The organism is Pseudomonas paraeruginosa PA7 (assembly GCF_000017205.1).
Lineage (GTDB): Bacteria > Pseudomonadota > Gammaproteobacteria > Pseudomonadales > Pseudomonadaceae > Pseudomonas > Pseudomonas paraeruginosa.
In genome coordinates, this window is the sequence record NC_009656.1 from 3888102 (window position 1) to 3909636 (window position 21535).

Sequence of the window (21535 nt, forward strand, 5' to 3'; positions counted from 1 at the left end):
CAGGCAGCCTAGCACAGCGGTTTGCCGAGGTCCGGAAGCCCCGCCATACTCACGGCGGACCCTGGAATGGATAGCTCCGATGCCTCACTGGCTGGTAATCGATCTGGAGGCCACCACCGCGGAAGGCGGCTGGCCCCTGGAGGAAATGGAAATCATCGAGATCGGCGCGACCCTGGTCGCTGCCGCCGACGCCCGCGAACTGGACCACTTCCAGCGTTTCGTGCGGCCGCTCAGGCGGCCGCTGCTGACCCACTTCTGCCGCGACCTCACGCACATCAGCCAGGCCAGCGTCGATGGCGCCGCCCAGTTCGATGCGGTGTGGGAAGCCTTCGAGCGCTGGCTCGCCCAGCATCGTCCGCGACTGGCTGGCTGGGCCAGCTGGGGCGACTACGACCGCCGCCAGCTGGAGCAGGAATGGCGCCAGCACCGGCTGAGCAGCCAGCTCAGCGAAGTGCCGCACGTCAATCTCAAGCAGCGCTTCGGCGAAGTCCGCCAGCTACCCCGCCCGGTCGGCCTGAATGCCGCCCTGCAACTGGCCGGGATGAGTTTCCAGGGCCAGCAGCACCGCGCCCTGGAGGACGCGCGCAATACCGCACGGCTGCTGCCGCTGGTATTGCCGGTGGAGCGTTGAGCGAGGCCCGCGCCGCCTAGTGACGCCTTTCCGAGGCTTGGGCATACTGGCGGGCCTTTTCAACCCCGCCTGTTCACCCCTTCAGGAGAAGCCCATGTTCAAGGTCAACGAATACTTCGACGGCACCGTCAAATCCATCGCCTTCGACATGACCGCCGGCCCGGCCACCATCGGCGTGATGGCGGCAGGCGAATACGAGTTCGGCACCAGCCAGCTGGAAGTCATGCACGTGATCGCCGGCGCGCTGACGGTCAGGCTGCCGGGCAGCGACGAGTGGCAGAACTTCGCCAGCGGCAGCCAGTTCACCGTCCCGGCGAACAGCAAGTTCCAGCTCAAGGTCGCCCAGGACACCGCCTACCTCTGCGAATACCGCTGAGCCCGGGCAGACAGGAAAACCGGCCGCAGGCCGGTTTTTTTTCGCCCACCGTTAGCGCCTACGGCGGAGGTGCCGGTGCAGGGCGACCCCGCCGCCACAGCGGGCTTGCCCGGCTCACTCCCCCTGCGGGAAGCGGTAGTGCCCGATCACCTGGTAGCGGAACAGCAGATCGTCTTCCCGCACGCCGGCACCGATGTTGTGCAACACCAGCGGCCTGCCATCCAGCGCGCGATCGGAAAGCACGCCGATATGCAGCAGGCCGTTGTCCAGGCGCCAGGCGACGATGTCCCCGGCTCGGTAGGCGGCGGCATCGCGGCTCGGCGCCAGCGACAATCCCTGGCGACTGAACCAGGTCATCAGGTTCGGTACGCGGCGGTGATCGATGTTGCGATCGGCACCTTTCATCCCCCACTGCTGCGGGTAGGCCGCGAAATGGCGGCGCATGTCCTCGTGCACCGCCTTCTGCAGGTCCAGTCCCTGCCCGCGCAGCGCACGGATGACCACGTCGGTGCAGACCCCGGTCTGCAGTGGCACGTCGCCGCCCGGATAGTCCAGCTTCCGGTAGGCGGGGTCATAGCCCAGCGTCACGCCGACCTGGGCGCGCGCCGCCTCCACCAACCGCTGCGGCTCGACCGCAGCGGACGACGCCAGCGGCAATCCGAGCATAGCGAGCAGCAACAGGCGGCGCAGCGCGCCGGATACGTCCATGTACATCCTCGTCTCCTTCTTTTCATGCGCCTGCGGGCGCGTCCCGATCCTTCGCGTACCCCAGCGGATACAGCAGTTCTTCCTTGTAGCCGGCCCAGACCCGGATGGCAGCCGGGAAGCTGTCGTCCAGTGTCGGGTCGCCGCTGTCCACCAACAACGGACGTCCCTCGAGGGTACCCAGCTTGCGCTTGGTGGCGACCACGCGCATGCGCTCCAGGCCGATCGCGCGCAACACTCGCGGGCTGATCTGCTGGTTGCCGCGACCGATGACATGGCCCTGGCCTCCGATGGCCGTGACCAGCAGGAACGCCGGATGGCCGTCCACCAGGCCGAACAGTTGGGTTTCGTCGACATCGCGGGCGATCACCGCCCCGTTTTCCAGCACATCCACGCCCAGCAGGGTGGTTTCCAGGCCGAGGTTGCGCGCCAGGCCGTGGAGGGTCGAGCCCGGCCCCAGCACGTAGCGCACGCCCTCCTCCCAGTTCTCCGCCAGCCAGTCGGCGAGATCCACCAGGACCAGCTCTTCCGACTCCACCCCCGCCTGCTTGACGTGCTGCATGAAGTGCCCTTCCTCGGGAACCGTCATCTCGCCATACCAGCGGGCGGCGACGCGACCGGCGCGCAGGGCGTCCTCGTCGAGGTCGCGCACCTCGCCGCTGGCCAGCCGCACCAGGCCGCCCTCGACCAGGCGCCGGGCCAGCTCGCCGGCAGCGCGTGGACTGATGGCGTAGACTCCCGAATGAATCTTCACCCCGGCCGGAATGCCCAGCACCGGCTGCTGCTCGCGCACCACCCCGGCAACATCCCGTGCCGTGCCGTCACCACCGGCGAACAGGATCAGCGCGACACCGGCTTCCTGCAGGCGCTCGACTGCGCGGCGAGTGTCCGCCGCGCTGCTGAGCGCGCCCTGCAATTCCCCCAGCACGCGGTGACGAAACCCCATGCGCGCCAGCAGCTCGGCCCCCATGGCACCGGGAAAGGTCAGGAACTCGATCTTCTCGACCAGCGGCAACAGGCACTCCAGGGCGATCCTGGTGCGCTCCAGCGCCCGCGGTTCGGCGCCTCTGGCCAAGGCCTCGGCAGCGACTCCGTCGCTGCCCTTCAACGCGACCGAGCCACCCAGCCCGGCCATGGGATTGACCACCAATCCCAGGCGAAACACGTCCATACTCATCCTCGGGCGAACTCCAGGGCGCCCCTGCCGGTCGGACCACTATAACCAGAAAAACGCAGCGGCGGCCGGCAAGCTGGCACGCGGGCTGCAAGATTGCTATGGTCCATGGCTTTCGCACTGGAGCGAGGACATCCGCCGCTTGTCACGGCGGTTTCATCTGCGCTCCCTAGACTGCCGATAAACCTGATGAGGAGACGGGCAATGAATTCGCAACACACCGATACCGCCAAGCGCCGCGTGATCCCCTTCAACGCGCAGCAACACAGCGGTGGCGCCATCATCGACGCGCAGGGCCGGGAAATCCCGATCACCGAAGTGATGATCCAGCGCGCCTGCCGCGAACTGGACAGGTCCCTGGAGCAGGAACAGAAGCAGGCCTGAGCGCCCGCCAGTACGACTTCGAAGCCCGGTGTCCGCCGGGCTTTTTTTGCGCGAAGCCGCGCCCTAGCGGGGCGCCGGCAGGTCCTCGCCGACCAGGTCGAGGAAGGTCTCGACGATCCGCCGCGAACGCTGTTCGCGCAGGCATACCAGGGTCTCGGTCAGGCGTCGCTGGCAATCGACGATGGGTAGCGCATGGACCCGCGTGTCGGCGCCGAACTCCGCGGCCGACACCACCCCCACGCCGATCCCCGCCACCACCGCCTCGCGCGAGGCCTCGCGTCCCTCGACCTGGATCGCCGGGCGGATCCGCAGGCCGGCGCGGCTCATCTCCTCCTCCAGGGTCTGGCGGGTCACCGAGCCCTGCTCGCGCAGCACCAGCGGCATGTCGTCGAGATCGGCGAGGCGGATCGACTCGCGCCCGGCCCAGGGATGATTCAGCGAAACGAAAGCCACGATCGGATCGTTGCGCAGGGTCACCGAGAGCAGCCGCTCATCGCTGACATCGCGCCCCAGGAGGGCGAGGTCGGCCTGGTAGTCGAACAGTCGCTGCAGCGACTCGTCGGTATTGCCGGTCTCCACCCTTACCGCGATGCCCGGATAGCGCTCGCAGAACCGCGCGATCTGCGGCAGCACGTGCACCGGCGCATCCACTGCCAGGGTCAGGGTGCCGGTCCGCAAGGCACTGGAGGCGGACAGCAGCTCCTCGGCCTCGGCCTCGATCACGAACAGCCGCTGAGTCACCGCGAGCAGGCGTTCGCCCAGCTCGCTCAGGCGCACCGAGCGCTTGTTGCGGTGGAACAGCAGCACGCCGTAACGCTCCTCCAGCTTGCGCACCTGGTCGGAAACCGCCGGCTGGGTGAGGAACAGGCGCTCGGCGGCGCGGGTGAAACTGCCGTACACGGCGACCGCATGAAAAGCCTTCAACTGCGCATGGGATACCGACATGGACCTTCACCATTCCAGACAGGGCAAGGGGTTCCGCGCCATGGGCGGTGCACACGAGGATGACCGTTCGGTCAACTTCCCCGAGCCAGGCTTACGGATAAACAAGTAAAACTTATATTTAAAATTTGATAAATCGATTTCATTTATTTATCCGGAATTGTTTCCATCGCTTCACCACAGCGCGCCAGCGCCTCGGCAGCCAGCCCCTGCCAGGGCAGCCGCAACCCTTACCCAGGAGGTGAAGCCGACTCCAGATCCCTCTGACCAGGCACCGCGACATGGCGGTGCGGAAGTGCTCATCAGAACAACAACAAGGCGTGTTCCCCTCACACCTGCCGGCACCGATAACAAGATCGAGGTCAGAACCATGAATCAACGTCCCGGGATGGCGCTGCCGTCCTCTCCCGTGTCCAGCTTCCAGCGCTGGCGCCTGCAGATATTCGCGATCACCTGGCTGGCCTACGCCGCCTTCTATTTCACCCGCAAGGCCTTTTCCGTCGCCAAGCTCGGCATCGCCGAAGACCCGGGCTTCCAGTTGGACAAGATGGCGATGGCCGATCTCGACGCCATCTACCTCGCCGCCTATGCCGTCGGGCAGTTCGCCTGGGGCGTGCTGGCCGACCGCTTCGGCCCGCGGATCGTGGTGTCCGGCGGCCTGCTGATCTCCGCCCTGGCCGCGCTGGTCATGGGCACCTTCGCCACCCTGCCGATCTTCGCCACCTGCATGGTGGTCCAGGGACTGGCGCAGTCCACCGGCTGGTCGGGGTTGTGCAAGAACATCGGCAGCTTCTTCGCCACCCACGAACGCGGCCGGGTGCTTGGCCTGTGGAGCACCTGCTACGCCTTCGGCGGCCTGGTCGCCTCGCCGTTCGCCGGCTGGTGGGCCTACAGCGTGTTCGGTACCTGGCACGCGGCGTTCTATTCCAGTGCCACGGTGGTCGGCGGCGTGGCCCTGCTGTTCCTGTTGTTGCAGCGCAACCGCCCGGAAGACGTCGGCCATCCTCCCGTCGAACCGCAGGTCGCGAGCGAAGCCGTGCGCTATGCCGGCCTCAGGCCGCAAGGCAGCAACGGCGGCAGTCTGCAGATGCTCGCCAAGGTGGTGCGCAACCGCACGGTGCTCTGCCTCGGGCTGGCCTACTTCCTGCTCAAGCCGGCGCGCTATGCGATCCTCCTGTGGGGCCCGGTGATCGTCTACGAACGCATGCCGGCGCTCGGCAAGGTCGGCGCGGCGATCGTTCCCACCGCCTTCGAGGTGGCCGGCCTGCTCGGCCCGATCCTGATCGGTTTCGCCTCGGACAAGCTGTTCGGCGCACGGCGCATGCCCGCCTGCGTCATCAGCCTGCTGGCGCTGACCGTCTGCCTGGCGCTGTTCGTCCCGGCGATGGCCACCGGCAGCATTCCGGTGGTGGTCGGCCTGCTGTTCATGATGGGACTGACCCTGTACGGCCCGGACTCGATGATCTGTGGCTCCGCCGCTATCGACTTCGGCACCGGCGAGTCCGCCGGCACCGCCTCCGGTTTCGTCAACGGCTGCGGTTCGGTGGGTGCGATCCTCGGTGGCCTGCTGCCCGGCTACTTCGACACCTACACGGTGTTCATCGGCTTCACTGTCGCCGCCCTGATCGCCACCGCGGTGCTCGTTCCACACTGGAACAGCCGGCCCGACGGCGCCCGCGAAAGCCTGTGCAAGATCCCCAGCCTGGGGGACTTCCGCCCGATCCGCTCCTGACCGTCCGCGGCGGGACGCCCGCCGCGCCCTTCTCCTCGAACCAGGGAAATCCACAATGCACATCGAACGCTTCGAAGTGGTCAAGCGCCGGGCCGAGATGGCCCTGCACGGCAACACGATCTACATCGGCGGCCAGGTCGCCGACGACCCCAGCGGCGATATCCGGGACCAGACCCGCCAGGTGCTGGAGAACATCGACCGGCTGCTCCAGAGCGTCGGCAGCGACCGCGGCCAGGTGCTCTCGGTACGCATCCTGCTCGCCCACCGGGAGGACTACGCCGGGCTCAACCAGGTCTGGGACCAGTGGTTCCCCGAAGGCCGGGCGCCGACCCGCGCCTGCAGCCTGGCCGAGCTGATCGACCCGCAGTGGCGGGTGGAGATGATCGTCGTCGCCGCCCGCCCGCAATGACGAGGACACCCACAATGACCTTCCGCCCCTTCTGGCTGGACCAGGCCCTGCGCTCCGAACACGCGGCCCCCTGCCCGCCGCTGGCCGGCGACAGCCGCGCCGACGTGTGCATCGTCGGCGGTGGCTACACCGGGCTGTGGACCGCCATCATGCTCAAGGAACAGGATCCCGCACTCGACGTGGTGCTGGTCGAGGCCGACCTCTGCGGCGCCGGCGCCAGCGGCCGCAACGGCGGCTGCGCGCTGTCCTGGTCGGCCAAGTTCTTCACCCTGGAACGGCTGTTCGGCCTCACCGAGGCGATCCGCCTGGTCAAGGCCTCCGAGGACAGCATCCGGGCCATCGGCGCCTTCTGCCAGCGCTACGCCGTGGACGCCGACTACCGCCTCGACGGCACCCTCTATACCGCCACCAACCAGGCCCAGGTCGGTGGCACCGACGCCGTCATCGCCGCGCTGGAACGCCACGGCATCAACTCCTTCGTCAAGCGCCCGCTGGCCGACGTACAGCGCCTGGCCGGCTCGCGCAGGCACCTGGAGGGCTGGTTCTCGCCGGCCGCCGCGACGGTGCAGCCGGGCAAGCTGGTCCGCGGCCTGCGCCGGGTCGCCCTGCAACTGGGGGTACGCCTGTACGAAGGCACGCCGATGCGGGGACTGGAGCACGGCCGCCCGGCGGAAGTGGTCACCCCCCACGGGCGGGTCGTCGCCGATCGCGTGGTGCTGGCGCTGAACGCCTGGATGGCGCGGGCCTTCCCGCAGTTCGAACGCAGCGTGGCGATCGTCTCCAGCGACATGCTCATCACCGAACCACGACCGGACCTGCTGCAGGAGATCGGCCTGACCAGCGGGGTCAGCGTGCTCGACTCGCGGATCTTCGTGCACTACTACCACAACACCCCGGACGGCCGGCTGATGCTCGGCAAGGGCGGCAACACCTTCGCCTACGGCGGCCGCATGCTACCGGTATTCGACCGCCCCTCGCCGTACCTGGAACAGCTGCGCGGCAGCCTGCGGGAGTTCTTCCCCGCCCTCGCCGACGTGGCCATCGAGGCCAGCTGGAACGGTCCATCGGACCGCTCGGTGACCGGCCTGCCGTTCTTCGGCCGGCTCGACGGTCGCGACAACGTGTTCTACGGCTTCGGCTACTCCGGCAGCGGCGTCGGCCCCTGTCACATGGGCGGGCAGATCCTCTCGTCGCTGGCGCTCGGCCTGGACAATCCATGGACCCGTTCGCCGCTGACCCGGGGACCGCTCGGCCACTTCCCGCCGGAGCCGATCCGCTACGTCGGTTCGCTGCTGGTGCGCAACGCGATCCGCCGCAAGGAACGCGCCGAAGACGGCGGCCGGCGCCCACGCCATCTCGACGTGCGCCTGGCCAGGCTGGCTGCCGCCGCGGGCAAGGCCGACAAAGGCTGAGAGCGTTTCCGGGCGCCCCGCCAGCCCATTCGGGGGCGCCCTTCTTTTTCCTTCGGTTTCGATTTCGCTCAAGCAAAGGTCGGAAAAAGCGCATTTAATTCACCCGTCCGTCTGTGCGAGTCTGCTCCGACCCTTGTCCTCACTTTCGTTCATGCATCTGCCGACGACGCGCTCCCTGCCCTACCAGCCTTCCGCCAACCCGGCCGGAACGCCCGCGCGCCTGCCCCGCAAGCACAGCCGCTGGCTGGAACTGGAACCGCTCGCCCTCCCTCTCGAACTGGCCTTCTGGGCGCTCTGGCATTGCCGCCACGCGCGCCCGCCGGACGCTCGTCACGCCTGATTGCCCTCCGGCCCCGCACGACGGCGGGGCCGGCCTGCCGCTTGCATGCCGCTCCGCGACGACGCTGTCGCCGGAGCGTCGCTGCGAGCGCCGCGACACTACCGGACAAGACCGACAAGAGAGCCCCATGAACTTCGCCACCGAACAAGAAGCCCAGGACTTCCTGGCCGCCAACCCCGACATCGAACTCTTCGAACTGTTCATCCTCGATGCCAACGGCGTACCGCGCGGCAAGCTGCTGCACCGCGACGAGCTGCTGGCCGTCTACCGCGGCGGCCGGCCGCTGCCGAGCACCATCCTCGGGCTGACGATGAACGGCGAGGACGTCGAGGACTCCGGCCTGGTGTGGGACGTCGGCGACATCGACTGCCGCGCCTACCCCCTGTCCGGCAGCCTGGTACGCCTGCCCTGGCGGCAGATCCCGACGGCGGCGGTGCAGGTCAGCATGCACCCGAGCGAAGGCCTGCCGGCCAGCGTCGCCGATCCGCGCCATCTCCTGGTGCGAACCATCGAGGCGCTGAAGGCCGAGGGCTATCACCCGGTGATGGCCGCCGAGCTGGAGTTCTACCTGCTCGACCGTGAGCGCGACGCCTACGGCCGCCCGCAACCGGCCCGCGACGCCGATGGCGGCCGCCCGCGGGCGACCCAGGTCTACGGCCTGCGCGAACTGGAGCAGATCGAGCCGTTCCTCGCCGACCTCTACGCCGCCTGCAAGGCGCAGGGCCTGCCGGCGCGCACGGCGATCTCGGAATACGCCCCGGGCCAGGTGGAAATCACCCTCGACCACGGCGACGCCCTAGTCGCCATGGACCAGGCGATCCGCTACAAGCGCCTGGTCAAGGGCGTCGCGCACAGGCACGGGATGCTCGCCTGCTTCATGGCCAAGCCCTTCGACGACCTGGCCGGCACCGGCATGCACCTGCACGTCAGCCTGGCCGACGAACAAGGCAACAACCTGTTCGCCAGCGACGACCCCGCCGGCACGCCTCTGCTGCGCCAGGCGGTCGGCGGCATGCTCGCCAGCCTGCTCGACTCGCTCCTGCTGTTCTGCCCCAACGCCAACTCCTACCGGCGCTTCCAGGCCAACAGCTACGCGCCGCTGGCGCAGACCTGGGGCGTCGACAACCGCACCGTGAGCCTGCGCGTGCCGGGCGGCCCGGCCTCCAGCCGGCATATCGAGCATCGCATCTGCGGCGCCGATGCCAACCCCTACCTGGCCGCCGCGGCGCTCCTCGCCGGGGTCCACCGCGGCATCCGCGAAGGCATCGATCCGGGCGCGCCGGTGGAGGGCAATGGCTATGCGCAGGCGGGCAAGCGCCTGCCCACCGACTGGCTGACCGCCCTCGACGCCCTGCAAGGTTCCGAATGGGCGCGGCAAGCCTTCGGCGAGCCGTTCCTCGGCGTCTACCTGGCGGTCAAGCGCGCGGAATACCAGCAATTCATGGGCGAGGTCGGCGAGCAGGACTGGCGCTGGTACCTGACCCAGGCCTGAGCCATCCCGGATCCGCCCGCATATGGCGGCGCGCCGCCAGGACGCGCCGCACTGGAACAAGGAATACCCGATGAACGCAGCAATCCATCCCCGCCCGGCCGCGGAACGCGCGCCGTCCTACTACGCCGCCACCCTCAACGAGGAAACCGACTATCCGACCCTGCAGGGCACGGTGGCGGTCGACATCGCCATCATTGGCGGCGGCTTCACCGGCGTCGCCAGCGCGGTGGAGCTGGCCGAACGCGGCTACAAGGTGGCCCTGGTCGAGACCCATCGCATCGGCTGGGGCGCCAGCGGGCGCAACGGCGGCCAGGTCACCGGCAGCCTGTCCGGCGACGCCGCGATGCACAAGCAGATGCGCCAGTGGCTGGGCGCCGAGGTCGAGGACTTCATCTGGCACCTGCGCTGGCGCGGCCACGAGATCATCCGCCAGCGGGTGGAGAAATACGGCATCGCCTGCGACCTTCGCCACGGCCACCTGCACGCGGCGATGAAGGCCAGCCACATGGGCGAGTTGCAGGCCTCCTACGAGGAGGCGGTGCGCCGCGGCATGGGCGACCAGGTAAGCCTGCTGGACAAGGCCGGCGTCCAGGCCCACCTGGAGACCGGGCTGTACTGCGGCGCGCTGAAGAACACCCGCAACATGCACCTGCACCCGCTCAACCTGTGCATCGGCGAGGCCAGGGCGGCGGCCGGCCTCGGCGCGCTGATCTTCGAACATTCCGAGGTACTGGATATCGTCCACGGCCCGCGCCCGGCGGTGGTCACCCGCGAGGGACGGATCGAGGCGCAGCAGATCCTGCTTGCCGGCGACGTCTATCACAAGCTCGAACGAGAGAAGCTCAAGGGCATGATCTTCCCGGCCATGGGTGGAATCGTCACCACCCGGCCGCTCGGCGAGCTGGCACGGGAGATCAACCCGCAAGGACTGGCGGTCTACGACTGCCGCTTCGTCCTCGATTACTACCGCCCCACCGCCGACGGCCGCCTGCTGTTCGGTGGCGGCGCCAACTACTCGGGGCGCGACTCGCGGGACATCGCCGCCGAGCTGCGGCCGTGCATCGAGCGCACCTTCCCGCGCCTGAAGGGCGTGGAGATCGAGTTCCAGTGGAGTTGCGCCATGGGCATCGTGATGAACCGGATCCCCCAGCTCGGCAAGCTCTCCGAAAACGTCTGGTACTGCCAGGGCTACTCGGGGCATGGCGTGGCCACCAGCCATATCATGGGCGAGATCATGGCCAAGGCGATGAGCGGGAGCCTGGAGCAGTTCGACACCTTCGCCCGCTGCAAGCACCTCAGGGTGCCGCTGGGCGACCTCTTCGGTAACCCGATGCTGGCCGCCGGGATGTGGTACTACCAGCTCATGGAGAAGCTGCGCTGAAGCGCAAGGAAGGGTGGAGCCCGCGGAAGGCCTAGTCGGCCTTCTTGCGGATCCAGTAGAGATAGGTGCCCGCCTCTTCCTGCTGCTCGACCAGCTCGTGGCCGAGGAATACGCAGAACTTGGGGATGTCGCGACGGGTCGAGGGATCGGTGGCGATCACCTTGAGCAGGCCGCCGGGCGCCAGGTCGCGGACCTTGTTGTGCAGCATCATCACCGGTTCGGGGCAGTTCAGGCCGGTGGCGTCGAGAATGGCGTCGACAGGGTGGGTCATCGGGAAACTCCGCAACAGAATCCGCGCATTGTCGCGCATGCGGCGCGGCCGGTCACCTGTCCCCGGCCAGAACGCCGCCCCTCAGCGTTCGAGGCGACGCAGGTGGCAGGTCACTTCCTCGCGGTCGTGATACAGCTGCTTGCAGCCGAACGCCACCTTCAGGCCGCGCGCGTCGAAGCTCTCGCGCAGGCGCTGGAGGATCTTGCGCACCTCGGCGTAGCGCTGCTTCATCGGCAGCTTGAGATTGACCACCGCCTCGCGGCACAGGCCCTCGCCGATCCAGGTTTCGATCAGCGCGCCGGTGCGCGCCGGCTTCTCGACGATGTCGCAGACCATCCAGTCGACCCGCTGGCGCGGCCGGTACTGGTAGCCGTCGACCTTCTGGTGGTCGACCAGCCCGGAGTACATCAGGTTTTCCGCCATCGGTCCGTTGTCCACGGCGGTCACCCGCATCTCCCGGTTCACCAGTTGCCAGGTCCAGCCGCCGGGCGCCGCGCCGAGGTCGACGGCGAGCATGTCCGGCGCCAGGCGCTTGTCCCATTCCTGGCGCGGGATGAACTGGTGCCAGGCTTCCTCCAGCTTCAGCGTCGAACGGCTCGGCGCCTCGCGGGGAAACTTCAGGCGCGGGATGCCCATCGGCCAGAGCGCGCTGTTGCGCGGCTCGGCGAGGCCGACGAAGACCTCCCGGCCGGAGCGGAAGGTCAGCAGCAGGCGCGGCAGCGCCAGATCCTCCTGCAGCCGGCCGGCCTTGACCAGCGCAGCGCGCAGCGGTTTCTCGAACTTGCGGCAGAAGGTCGAGACCTCCTTGCCGGCGTTGGTGTCCAGCACCTCCAGCCAGAGACTGCCGCAGACCGGATAGCTCGCCAGCTCCTCCAGCAGCACCTCGATGCGCTGGCTTTCCGGCAATTCGATGAAGCCCGGGCCGCGCGCCCACTGGCGCGGGAAGATCAGCTCGGCGAAACGCAGGCGGCGCATCAGGCGCTCGGCGCCATCGACGTCCTGACAGACGAACTCGACATGGGCGCTGGCTGGCTTGCTCCTGGCGTAGCCGGGAATCTCGAGAGTGGCTGCATGCTCGGCGATTTCGGCGCAGACTTCACCTTCGAAGCCTGGCCGGCAGTGCATCAACAGGGTATTCATGGGGTTGTCTCCTTGGCCGCGCACTATAGTGCCGGGCATGCCTCAAGGGAACTGCTGCGACCGTTCGTCGGTCCAGTGTATATGGCAGGAGCCCTCGAGCCGGTCTAGCTTGAAGGTTTCGAACAACGCTATCCCAAAGTCTGACTCTCGCCAGCGGCCGGTACCGATGGGATCGGGCCACCGCGCATTACCGAGGTAACGGCACCCTCGCGTCCGCGGACGCCGCGGGTCCCGGGCGAAGCCAGGCACTATCGGCTCGACGACGGGCCTGGCGTCAGGACGAGGCCAGGCCCGCCGCCCCCGGGCCCGCCGTGAGGAAATCAGAAATGCCTGCTTTGGACAGCCTGAAAACCCTTCGCAGTCTCGCTGTGGACGGCAAGACCTACCACTACTACAGCCTCCCGGAAGCCGCCCGGACCCTGGGCGATCTCGGCAAACTGCCGATGTCGCTGAAGGTCCTGCTGGAAAACCTCCTTCGCTGGGAGGACGGCAGCACCGTCACCGGCGACGACCTCAAGGCCCTCGCCGGCTGGCTCCAGGAGCGCCGTTCCGACCGCGAGATCCAGTACCGCCCGGCACGGGTCCTGATGCAGGACTTCACCGGGGTTCCCGCGGTGGTCGACCTGGCCGCCATGCGCGCGGCCATGGCCAAGGCCGGCGGCGACCCGCAGAAGATCAACCCGCTGTCGCCGGTGGACCTGGTCATCGACCACTCGGTGATGGTCGACAAGTTCGCCAGCGAATCGGCCTTCGAACAGAACGTCGAGATCGAGATGCAGCGCAACGGCGAACGCTACGCCTTCCTGCGCTGGGGCCAGAACGCCTTCGACAACTTCAGCGTGGTACCGCCGGGCACCGGCATCTGCCACCAGGTCAACCTGGAGTACCTGGGCCGCACCGTCTGGACCAAGGACGAGGATGGCAGGACCTACGCCTTCCCCGACACCCTGGTCGGCACCGACTCCCACACCACCATGATCAATGGCCTCGGCGTGCTCGGCTGGGGTGTCGGTGGCATCGAGGCGGAGGCCGCCATGCTCGGCCAGCCGGTATCGATGCTGATCCCCGAGGTCATCGGCTTCAAGCTCACCGGCAAGCTGCGCGAGGGCATCACCGCCACCGACCTGGTGCTGACCGTCACGCAGATGCTGCGCAAGAAAGGCGTGGTGGGGAAATTCGTCGAGTTCTACGGTGACGGCCTGGCCGACCTGCCCCTGGCGGACCGCGCCACCATCGCCAACATGGCCCCGGAATACGGCGCCACCTGCGGCTTCTTCCCGGTGGACGAGATCACCCTCGGCTACCTGCGCCTGTCCGGCCGCCCGGAAAGCACGGTCAAGCTGGTCGAGGCCTACAGCAAGGAACAGGGCCTGTGGCGCGAGAAGGGCCACGAGCCGGTGTTCACCGACACCCTGCACCTGGACATGGGCGAAGTCGAGGCCAGCCTGGCCGGACCGAAGCGCCCGCAGGACCGCGTGGCCCTGCAGAACGTCGCCAGCGCCTTCAACGAGTTCCTCGGCCTGCAGCTGCATCCGTCCAGCACCGAGGAAGGCCGCCTGCTCAGCGAGGGCGGCGGCGGCACCGCGGTCGGCGCCAACGCCGCCTTCGGCGAGATCGACTACCAGCATGAAGGCCAGACCCACAGGCTGAAGAACGGCGCGGTGGTGATCGCCGCCATCACTTCCTGCACCAACACCTCCAACCCCAGCGTGATGATGGCCGCCGGCCTGCTGGCGAAGAAGGCGGTGGAGAAAGGCCTGCAACGCAAGCCCTGGGTGAAGAGTTCGCTGGCGCCGGGCTCCAAGGTGGTCACCGACTACTTCAAGGCCGCCGGCCTGACCCGCTACCTCGACGAACTCGGCTTCGACCTGGTCGGCTACGGCTGCACCACCTGCATCGGCAACTCCGGCCCGCTGCTGGAGCCGATCGAGAAAGCCATCCAGCAGGCCGACCTGACCGTCGCCTCGGTACTCTCCGGCAACCGCAATTTCGAAGGCCGCGTGCACCCGTTGGTGAAGACCAACTGGCTGGCCTCGCCGCCGCTGGTGGTGGCCTACGCCCTGGCCGGCAGCGTGCGCATCAACCTCAGCGAGGAACCGCTGGGCACCGGCCAGGACGGCCAGCCGGTGTACCTGAAGGACATCTGGCCGAGCCAGAAGGAAATCGCCGAGGCGATCCGGAAGGTCGACACCGAGATGTTCCACAAGGAGTACGCCGAGGTCTTCGCCGGCGACGAGAAATGGCAGGCGATCCAGGTGCCGCAGTCGGACACCTACGAGTGGCAGGCCGACTCCACCTACATCCAGCATCCGCCGTTCTTCGAGCACATCGCAGACGCGCCGCCGGCCATCGCCGACGTCGAGAAGGCCCGGGTGCTGGCGGTGCTGGGCGACTCGGTGACCACCGACCACATCTCCCCCGCCGGCAACATCAAGGCCGACAGCCCGGCCGGCCGCTACCTGCGCGAGCACGGGGTGGAACCGAAGGACTTCAACTCCTACGGCTCCCGTCGCGGCAACCATGAGGTGATGATGCGCGGCACCTTCGCCAACATCCGCATCAAGAACGAGATGCTCGGTGGCGAGGAAGGCGGCAACACCCTGTACGTGCCCAGCGGCGAGAAACTGGCGATCTACGACGCGGCCATGCGTTACCAGGAGGACGGCACCCCGCTGGTGATCGTCGCCGGCAAGGAGTATGGCACCGGGTCGTCGCGCGACTGGGCGGCCAAGGGCACCAACCTGCTGGGCGTGAAGGCGGTGATCGCGGAGAGCTTCGAGCGTATCCACCGCTCCAACCTGGTCGGCATGGGCGTGCTGCCGCTGCAGTTCGAGGATGGCCAGGACCGCAGGAACCTGAAACTGACCGGCAAGGAAGTGCTGAACATCCGCGGCCTCGGCGGCGAACTCAAGCCGCACATGCCGCTCAGCGTGGAAGTGACCCGCGAGGACGGCAGCCAGGACAGCTTCAAGGTCCTCTGCCGCATCGATACCCTCAACGAGGTCGAGTACTTCAAGGCCGGCGGCATCCTCCACTACGTGCTGCGCAGCATGCTCTGAGGCAATGACGACCCGCGCGAACAGAAGGGTGGCTTCGGCCACCCTTTTTCCTGCCCGCGCCGGCAGCCGCGGCCCTTCGAAGGACGCATAGCGCCCCGGGCGCGATCCGCCGCCCCCGGTGGACCGGAACCGCCCAGCGGCGGTTCGTCCCGGGCCCTCCCCGCCCCGTGCGCGCCGCCGGCAACGACACCAGGCCGTAGCGCATTGACCTCGATCAGCAAATCCGCCGCCTATCCGACCGATCGGTCGCGTCTCATGCCTTGGGTCAATAGCTATCTGTTTTTCCGCGTGAAAGCATTCACAAATCCCTCATGTGAAAGGCATTTTCGCCGATGCAGAGGTAAATGCTTCACTTGTTTGGAAGGCCCATGCGCAACAATCAGCCCATCACCCAGCACGAGCGCGTCTATCCGGCGGAACAGCGCCTGATCACCACGACCAATCTCAAAGGCATCATCACCTATTGCAACGAAGCCTTCATCGACATCAGCGGCTTCAGCCGCGAGGAGCTGATGTCCGCGCCGCACAACCTGATCCGTCACCCCGACGTCCCGCCGGCGGTGTTCGCCCACATGTGGACCACCCTCAAAGCCGGACGGCCATGGATGGGGATCGTCAAGAACCGCTGCAAGAACGGCGACCACTACTGGGTCAGCGCCTACGTCACGCCCATCTATGAGCGTGGCGCGATCGTCGGCTACGAATCGGTGCGGGTGAAACCGACTGCCGAGCAGATCCAGCGCGCCGAGGCGCTCTACCGCCGGCTCGGCGCGGGCAAGCCGGCGATCCCCCGGCGCGACCGCTGGCTGCCGGTACTGCTCGACTGGCTGCCGTTCATCCTGATCAGCCAGATCGGCTTCCTCATCGGTATCTGGCTGAACTCCTGGTGGGGCTTCATCCTCGCCGGCCTGCTCGCCGTTCCGCTCGGCCTGGCCGGACTGCGCTGGCAGAAGCGCGGGCTGAAGCGCCTGATGCGGCTGGCCGAGCAGACCACCTCCGACCCGCTGATCGCGCAGATGTACACCGACAGCCGCGGCGACCAGGCGCGCCTGGAAATGGCCATCCTCAGCCAGGACGCGCGCCTGAAGACCTGCCTGACGCGCCTGCAGGACACCGCCGAATACCTCACCGAACAGGCGCGCCAGGCCGACACCCTGGCCCACCACAGCTCCGCCGGTCTGGAACAGCAGCGCGCAGAGACCGAACAGGTGGCCACCGCGGTCAACGAGATGGCCGCCACCACCCAGGAAGTGGCGAACAACGTCCAGCTCACCGCCGACGCCACGCAGAAGGCTAACGAACTGACCTCGCGCGGCCGCGACATCACCGCGCAGACGCGCAACGCCATCCAGCGCCTGTCGGAGTCGGTGGGCGAGACCGGCGCCGCGGTCAGCCGCCTGGCCCAGGACAGCAACGAGATCGGCGGCGTGGTCGACGTGATCAAGGGCATCGCCGACCAGACCAACCTGCTCGCCCTCAATGCCGCCATCGAAGCCGCGCGGGCCGGAGAGCAGGGGCGCGGCTTCGCCGTGGTGGCCGACGAGGTGCGCTCGCTGGCGCAGCGCACCGCTGCCTCCACCGAGCAGATCCACCAGTTGATCGCCAAGCTGCAGAACACCGCCAACGATGCGGTGCATACCATGGAAAACGGCCTGCAGCAGGCCGAGGCCGGAGTCCAGCGGGTACTGGAAGCCGACCATGCGCTGGTCGGGATCAGCGAAGCGGTCGGCAACATCACCGAGATGACCACCCAGATCGCCGCCGCCGCGGAAGAGCAGAGCGCGGTGGCCGAAGAGATCAACCGCAACATCAGCACCATCGCCGCGCTGGCCGAGCAGACCTCCGACGAGGCGCTGCGCACGGCGAAGCTGAGCGAGGAGCTGACCACCACCGCGCAGAGCCAGTACTCCCTGGTCGAGCGCTTCAACCGCTGAGATCAGGGCGCGGGGAGGCGCCTCCCCGCGCTCGCCGTCACTTGAAATCCCACTGCATCTGCGCCGGGATGCTCACCGCGCTGGACGACTGCACGCAGACATCCAGATAGTCGGTAAAGCGGGGCGGCGGGGCGATCCCCTCCTCCAGCAGACGACTGTTGTCGAACAGATAGTTCAGGTCGGCGAAGCCGCTGTACAGGCGCAGCGCGCGCAGCACCAGGCGCGGATTGGCCGGACCGATGCGCGACTCGAAGCTCTTCGCCAGTTCCTTCAGGTCGTCCACGTCGACCTTGCGATAGCGCCCGCCTACCGGCGCCGCCCCGTTGGCGCGGGCGAAGGCCTCGTCGATCTCGCCGAAGGTGCAGGCCGCGTGATGGCCGGCGGAGATATGGTAGAGGCTGTGCCCCAGGCGCGGCTTCAGCGCCAGGCCGATCAGCGCTTCGGCGCAATAGTCCACCGGAATCACGTCGATCTGTTCCTCGAGCCCGCAAGTGAAGCTTTCCAGGGCGAAGCCCATGCGGAACACCCAGAAGATGCTGCCGGAAGCCTGGCAGCCGAGGGTGCGATGGCCCACCACGATTGACGGTCGCGCCACCACCAGCGGCAGGCCCGGCAACTCCTCGCGCATGCGCCGCTCGATCTCCGCCTTCGACGCGGTGTAGTCCACCAGTTGCTGCTCGGCCGCCGGGAACTCCCAGGACTCGCTGATCGGCGACTGCCGCTGCGGTCCGCAGCACATCGCGGTGCCGACATGGAGGAAACGTTTCAGCCGCTTGGAGCGGCTGAGAACCTCGGCGAAAGCGAAAGTACCGTCGACATTGACCGGCCAGATGGTCGGGTTCTTCGAGAACGAGGCCACGGCGGCGCAATTGATCACCCGCTCGACCTGCATCAGGCGCAGGGTCTCGCGGGCCAGCCAGGAAGTGTCGAGGAAATCGCCGCAGATGATCTGCTCCGTGCCCAGGGCCATGTAGTCGATCTCGGCGACGCCATGCATCAGCAGGTTGCCGCGCAGGCGTTCGAGCCCCTGCTGGCGGGACTCGGCACGAACCAGGAAGGACAGGTTGGCGCCGTGTCCGTCGGCGATCAGCCGGGCGGCGACCGAGCCGCCGAGGAAGCCGGTGGCGCCGGTCAGCAGGATGCGTTCGCGGGTATCGGTAGCGGTGATCTGCTCACCGTCGGCATGCATGTTCATATCTTCCCCCCTCAGAGAAGTCCGGATCGCCCACCCTCGATGCGAGGGTGGTTGCGCCGCAGCTTATGAGGGGATGCCTTAAGGAACCGTTAATGGCACTGGAGCCCGCGAAGGAAGCCGGCCACCTCCCGCGCCGTTGCCGCCAGGTGCTGCTCGTGGGTAAGGCCGGAGGCCTTCAGCGGCTTGAGGTCGTGGTCCGCCGCGGCCAGCCAGTGCAGGCGGATCGCCGGCGCCAGCGCGTAGCCCGCCACCGCCTCGCGGTTGCCCAGGGCGTCGCGCTCGCCCTGGACGATCAGGGTCGGCGTGCGCAGCCCGGCGAGGTGCGCGACCCGCGGCTTCTCCGGCTTGCCGGCGGCGTAGAACGGGTAGCCGAGGCAGACCAGGGCATCCGCGCCCAACTCGTCGGCCAGCAGGCTGGCCATGCGCCCGCCCATCGACTTGCCGCCCAGGGCCAGCGGCCCCTCCACCGCCTCGCGGACCTGCGCATGGACCCGCCGCCAGCAGTCGAGCAACTGCGCCTGCGGGTTCGGCGGACGCTTGCGGCCGTCCTCGCGGCGCTGGGCCATGTAGGGAAACTCGAAGCGCGCCACGGCGATGCCCTGCCCGGCGAGCAGTTCGGCGATGCGCTCCATGAATGGGCTGTCCATCGGCGCGCCGGCGCCATGGGCGAGAATCAGGGTGGCCGACAGCGCGTCGGCCGGACGGTTCCATTTCAGCGACAACTTGCCACACCTCCTATCCAGTCGGGGCCGGGAAGCCAATTGATCCCGATCAATATTTCATAACGGCCCATTATCCATGCTTCCTCTCGCTAATTACGCCAATTAGACCAGCCCCAATGGGGGGACGCCCGGCATCCCAACTGCCGGAAAAGCCATAGCGTATAACCGTGGATGGAAGCCCATAGCATGAGCACCACTAACCCAGAGTCCGCCTATAACTACAAGGTGGTCCGCCAATTCGCCATCATGACCGTGGTCTGGGGCATCGTCGGCATGACCGTCGGTGTCCTGATCGCCGCCCAGCTGGTGTGGCCCGACCTGAACTTCGGCTTGCCGTGGACGAGCTTCGGCCGCCTGCGCCCGCTGCACACCAACGCGGTGATCTTCGCCTTCGGCGGTTGCGCACTGTTCGCCACCAGCTACTACGCGGTGCAGCGCACCTGCCAGGTGCGGCTGTTCTCCGACACCCTCGCCTCCTTCACCTTCTGGGGCTGGCAACTGGTGATCCTGCTGGCCGCCATCAGCCTGCCGCTGGGCTACACCTCCTCCAAGGAGTACGCCGAGCTGGAATGGCCGATCGACATCCTCATCACCGTGGTCTGGGTCGCCTACGCGGTGGTGTTCTTCGGCACCCTGGTCAAGCGCAAGGTCAAGCACATCTATGTGGGCAACTGGTTCTTCGGCGGGTTCATCCTCACCGTCGCCATGCTCCATGTGGTGAACAACCTCGAGCTGCCGGTGACCTTCACCAAGTCCTACTCGCTGTACGCCGGCGCCACCGACGCCATGGTCCAGTGGTGGTACGGCCACAACGCGGTGGGCTTCTTCCTCACCGCCGGCTTCCTCGGCATGATGTACTACTTCGTGCCCAAGCAGGCCGAGCGTCCGGTCTACTCCTACCGCCTGTCCATCGTCCACTTCTGGGCGCTGATCGCCGTGTACATCTGGGCCGGCCCGCACCACCTGCACTACACCGCGCTGCCGGACTGGGCGCAGTCGCTGGGCATGGTGATGTCGCTGATCCTCCTGGCGCCGAGCTGGGGCGGCATGATCAACGGCATGATGACCCTCTCCGGCGCCTGGCATAAGCTGCGCAGCGATCCGATCCTGCGCTTCCTGGTGGTCTCCCTGGCCTTCTACGGCATGTCCACCTTCGAAGGCCCGATGATGGCGATCAAGACCGTCAACGCCCTCTCCCACTACACCGACTGGACCATCGGCCACGTCCACGCCGGCGCCCTCGGCTGGGTCGCCATGGTTTCCATCGGCTCGCTCTACCACCTGATCCCGAAGGTCTTCGGCCGCGAGAAGATGTACAGCCTGGGCCTGATCAACGCGCACTTCTGGCTGGCCACCATCGGTACCGTGCTGTACATCGCCTCGATGTGGGTCAACGGCATCACCCAGGGCCTGATGTGGCGCGCGGTCAACGAGGACGGCACGCTGACCTACTCCTTCGTCGAAGCGCTGGCCGCCGGCCACCCCGGCTTCATCGTGCGCATGCTCGGCGGTTTCATCTTCCTGCTCGGCATGTTCCTGATGGCCTACAACACCTGGCGCACCGTCAGTGCCGCCAAGCCGGCCGAATACGAAGCCGCCGCACAGATCGCCTGAGGAGCCGAGCATGAAACACGAAATACTCGAGAAGAACGTCGGCCTGCTGGCGTTGTGCATGGCCGTGGCCGTGAGCATCGGCGGCCTGACCCAGATCGTGCCGCTGTTCTTCCAGGACGTGACCAACACCCCGGTGGAAGGCATGAAGCCCTATACCGCGCTGCAACTGGAAGGCCGCGACATCTACATCCGCGAAGGCTGCGTCGGCTGCCACTCGCAGATGATCCGTCCGTTCCGCGCCGAGACCGAGCGCTACGGCCACTACTCGGTGGCCGGCGAGAGCGTCTGGGACCACCCGTTCCTGTGGGGTTCCAAGCGGACTGGCCCGGACCTGGCCCGCGTCGGCAGCCGCTACTCCGACGACTGGCACCGCGCGCACCTGTTCAACCCGCGCAACGTGGTGCCCGAGTCGAAGATGCCGGCCTACCCGTGGCTGGTGGAGAACAAGCTCGACGGCAAGGACATCGAGAAGAAGCTCGAAGTGATGCGCACCCTCGGCGTGCCCTATACCGACGAAGACATCAAGGGCGCCAAGGACTCGCTGAAAGGCAAGACCGAAATGGACGCCGTGGTCGCCTACCTGCAGGTGCTCGGCACCTCGATCAAGAACAAACGGTGACGG

The 21535-nt window shown here is 67.5% G+C and carries 20 protein-coding genes; 13 read left to right on the top strand and 7 right to left on the bottom strand.

The features are described from left to right. Window positions 1–79 precede the first annotated feature (79 nt). Window positions 80–631, top strand: a complete 552-nt coding sequence (locus PSPA7_RS17855; RefSeq protein ID WP_003154641.1) for a 3'-5' exonuclease — start codon at window positions 80–82, stop codon at window positions 629–631. A gap of 94 nt (window positions 632–725) precedes the next feature. After that, window positions 726–1007, top strand: coding sequence for a pyrimidine/purine nucleoside phosphorylase (gene ppnP, locus PSPA7_RS17860; protein WP_003154643.1), 282 nt, complete (start codon window positions 726–728; stop codon window positions 1005–1007). Between the two features lie 114 nt (window positions 1008–1121). Here the strand turns inward: ppnP and PSPA7_RS17865 are convergent, their stop codons facing one another. Next, window positions 1122–1721, bottom strand: a complete 600-nt coding sequence (locus tag PSPA7_RS17865) for a DUF1287 domain-containing protein (RefSeq protein WP_003154645.1) — start codon at window positions 1719–1721, stop codon at window positions 1122–1124. A gap of 16 nt (window positions 1722–1737) precedes the next feature. Then, the gene (locus PSPA7_RS17870; protein ID WP_003154647.1) at window positions 1738–2883 is read right to left on the bottom strand and encodes an ATP-NAD kinase family protein; all 1146 of its coding nucleotides are present in this window, start codon (window positions 2881–2883) and stop codon (window positions 1738–1740) included. Between the two features lie 207 nt (window positions 2884–3090). On the opposite strand from PSPA7_RS17870, the gene PSPA7_RS17875 reads away from it, so the two are divergent. Next, window positions 3091–3270: a PA1571 family protein gene (locus PSPA7_RS17875; protein ID WP_003154649.1), complete on the top strand. Its 180-nt coding sequence runs from the start codon at window positions 3091–3093 to the stop codon at window positions 3268–3270. A 63-nt stretch (window positions 3271–3333) separates the two neighbouring features. On the opposite strand, the gene PSPA7_RS17880 is transcribed toward PSPA7_RS17875, so the two are convergent. Next, entirely contained in the window at window positions 3334–4215 is an 882-nt protein-coding gene (locus PSPA7_RS17880) for a LysR substrate-binding domain-containing protein (protein WP_012076336.1), read from the bottom strand. 367 nt (window positions 4216–4582) lie between these two features. On the opposite strand from PSPA7_RS17880, the gene PSPA7_RS17885 reads away from it, so the two are divergent. From PSPA7_RS17885 to PSPA7_RS17910, 6 genes are all read left to right on the top strand, one after another. After that, entirely contained in the window at window positions 4583–5944 is a 1362-nt protein-coding gene (locus PSPA7_RS17885; protein ID WP_041025368.1) for an MFS transporter, read from the top strand. A gap of 55 nt (window positions 5945–5999) precedes the next feature. Further along, entirely contained in the window at window positions 6000–6353 is a 354-nt protein-coding gene (locus PSPA7_RS17890) for a RidA family protein (protein WP_012076338.1), read from the top strand. Window positions 6354–6367: 14 nt separating this feature from the next. Continuing rightward, window positions 6368–7765: an FAD-dependent oxidoreductase gene (locus PSPA7_RS17895; RefSeq protein WP_012076339.1), complete on the top strand. Its 1398-nt coding sequence runs from the start codon at window positions 6368–6370 to the stop codon at window positions 7763–7765. A gap of 151 nt (window positions 7766–7916) precedes the next feature. Then, window positions 7917–8105: a hypothetical protein gene (locus PSPA7_RS17900; protein ID WP_003154653.1), complete on the top strand. Its 189-nt coding sequence runs from the start codon at window positions 7917–7919 to the stop codon at window positions 8103–8105. Between the two features lie 127 nt (window positions 8106–8232). After that, window positions 8233–9597, top strand: a complete 1365-nt coding sequence (locus PSPA7_RS17905; protein ID WP_012076340.1) for a glutamine synthetase family protein — start codon at window positions 8233–8235, stop codon at window positions 9595–9597. 70 nt (window positions 9598–9667) lie between these two features. Further along, the gene (locus PSPA7_RS17910) at window positions 9668–10978 is read left to right on the top strand and encodes an NAD(P)/FAD-dependent oxidoreductase (RefSeq protein ID WP_041025490.1); all 1311 of its coding nucleotides are present in this window, start codon (window positions 9668–9670) and stop codon (window positions 10976–10978) included. A 31-nt stretch (window positions 10979–11009) separates the two neighbouring features. Here PSPA7_RS17910 and tusA read toward each other — a convergent pair whose 3' ends face one another. After that, entirely contained in the window at window positions 11010–11249 is a 240-nt protein-coding gene (tusA, locus tag PSPA7_RS17915) for a sulfurtransferase TusA (RefSeq protein WP_003157379.1), read from the bottom strand. Window positions 11250–11330: 81 nt separating this feature from the next. Beyond that, entirely contained in the window at window positions 11331–12389 is a 1059-nt protein-coding gene (gene rlmM / locus PSPA7_RS17920) for a 23S rRNA (cytidine(2498)-2'-O)-methyltransferase RlmM (RefSeq protein WP_012076342.1), read from the bottom strand. Window positions 12390–12715: 326 nt separating this feature from the next. Between rlmM and acnA the strand changes: the two genes are divergently transcribed. Both acnA and aer read left to right on the top strand, forming a co-directional pair. Further along, window positions 12716–15448, top strand: coding sequence for an aconitate hydratase AcnA (gene acnA, locus PSPA7_RS17925; RefSeq protein WP_012076343.1), 2733 nt, complete (start codon window positions 12716–12718; stop codon window positions 15446–15448). A 368-nt stretch (window positions 15449–15816) separates the two neighbouring features. Next, a complete protein-coding gene (gene aer / locus PSPA7_RS17930; RefSeq protein ID WP_012076345.1) occupies window positions 15817–17382 on the top strand; it encodes a methyl-accepting chemotaxis protein Aer in 1566 nt (521 codons plus the stop codon). Between the two features lie 37 nt (window positions 17383–17419). On the opposite strand, the gene cprA is transcribed toward aer, so the two are convergent. Continuing rightward, a complete protein-coding gene (gene cprA, locus PSPA7_RS17935; RefSeq protein ID WP_012076346.1) occupies window positions 17420–18577 on the bottom strand; it encodes a cationic peptide resistance protein CprA in 1158 nt (385 codons plus the stop codon). Window positions 18578–18666: 89 nt separating this feature from the next. Beyond that, window positions 18667–19299 carry an alpha/beta hydrolase family protein gene (locus PSPA7_RS17940; RefSeq protein WP_012076347.1) on the bottom strand — a complete coding sequence of 211 codons (633 nt, stop codon included), beginning with the start codon at window positions 19297–19299 and terminating at the stop codon, window positions 18667–18669. A 186-nt stretch (window positions 19300–19485) separates the two neighbouring features. Between PSPA7_RS17940 and ccoN the strand changes: the two genes are divergently transcribed. Then, entirely contained in the window at window positions 19486–20913 is a 1428-nt protein-coding gene (gene ccoN / locus PSPA7_RS17945; protein WP_003087322.1) for a cytochrome-c oxidase, cbb3-type subunit I, read from the top strand. A gap of 10 nt (window positions 20914–20923) precedes the next feature. Further along, the gene (ccoO, locus tag PSPA7_RS17950) at window positions 20924–21532 is read left to right on the top strand and encodes a cytochrome-c oxidase, cbb3-type subunit II (protein WP_003087318.1); all 609 of its coding nucleotides are present in this window, start codon (window positions 20924–20926) and stop codon (window positions 21530–21532) included. The last annotated feature ends 3 nt before the right edge of the window (window positions 21533–21535 follow it).

Bases quoted from the DNA above. Each gene is read 5' to 3' on its own strand.
- PSPA7_RS17855 (WP_003154641.1), top strand. From the start codon at position 80: ATGCCTCACTGGCTGGTAATCGATCTGGAGGCCACCACCGCGGAAGGC.
- ppnP (WP_003154643.1), top strand. From the start codon at position 726: ATGTTCAAGGTCAACGAATACTTCGACGGCACCGTCAAATCCATCGCC.
- PSPA7_RS17865 (WP_003154645.1), bottom strand. From the start codon at position 1,721: ATGTACATGGACGTATCCGGCGCGCTGCGCCGCCTGTTGCTGCTCGCT.
- PSPA7_RS17870 (WP_003154647.1), bottom strand. From the start codon at position 2,883: ATGGACGTGTTTCGCCTGGGATTGGTGGTCAATCCCATGGCCGGGCTG.
- PSPA7_RS17875 (WP_003154649.1), top strand. From the start codon at position 3,091: ATGAATTCGCAACACACCGATACCGCCAAGCGCCGCGTGATCCCCTTC.
- PSPA7_RS17880 (WP_012076336.1), bottom strand. From the start codon at position 4,215: ATGTCGGTATCCCATGCGCAGTTGAAGGCTTTTCATGCGGTCGCCGTG.
- PSPA7_RS17885 (WP_041025368.1), top strand. From the start codon at position 4,583: ATGAATCAACGTCCCGGGATGGCGCTGCCGTCCTCTCCCGTGTCCAGC.
- PSPA7_RS17890 (WP_012076338.1), top strand. From the start codon at position 6,000: ATGCACATCGAACGCTTCGAAGTGGTCAAGCGCCGGGCCGAGATGGCC.
- PSPA7_RS17895 (WP_012076339.1), top strand. From the start codon at position 6,368: ATGACCTTCCGCCCCTTCTGGCTGGACCAGGCCCTGCGCTCCGAACAC.
- PSPA7_RS17900 (WP_003154653.1), top strand. From the start codon at position 7,917: ATGCATCTGCCGACGACGCGCTCCCTGCCCTACCAGCCTTCCGCCAAC.
- PSPA7_RS17905 (WP_012076340.1), top strand. From the start codon at position 8,233: ATGAACTTCGCCACCGAACAAGAAGCCCAGGACTTCCTGGCCGCCAAC.
- PSPA7_RS17910 (WP_041025490.1), top strand. From the start codon at position 9,668: ATGAACGCAGCAATCCATCCCCGCCCGGCCGCGGAACGCGCGCCGTCC.
- tusA (WP_003157379.1), bottom strand. From the start codon at position 11,249: ATGACCCACCCTGTCGACGCCATTCTCGACGCCACCGGCCTGAACTGC.
- rlmM (WP_012076342.1), bottom strand. From the start codon at position 12,389: ATGAATACCCTGTTGATGCACTGCCGGCCAGGCTTCGAAGGTGAAGTC.
- acnA (WP_012076343.1), top strand. From the start codon at position 12,716: ATGCCTGCTTTGGACAGCCTGAAAACCCTTCGCAGTCTCGCTGTGGAC.
- aer (WP_012076345.1), top strand. From the start codon at position 15,817: ATGCGCAACAATCAGCCCATCACCCAGCACGAGCGCGTCTATCCGGCG.
- cprA (WP_012076346.1), bottom strand. From the start codon at position 18,577: ATGAACATGCATGCCGACGGTGAGCAGATCACCGCTACCGATACCCGC.
- ccoN (WP_003087322.1), top strand. From the start codon at position 19,486: ATGAGCACCACTAACCCAGAGTCCGCCTATAACTACAAGGTGGTCCGC.
- ccoO (WP_003087318.1), top strand. From the start codon at position 20,924: ATGAAACACGAAATACTCGAGAAGAACGTCGGCCTGCTGGCGTTGTGC.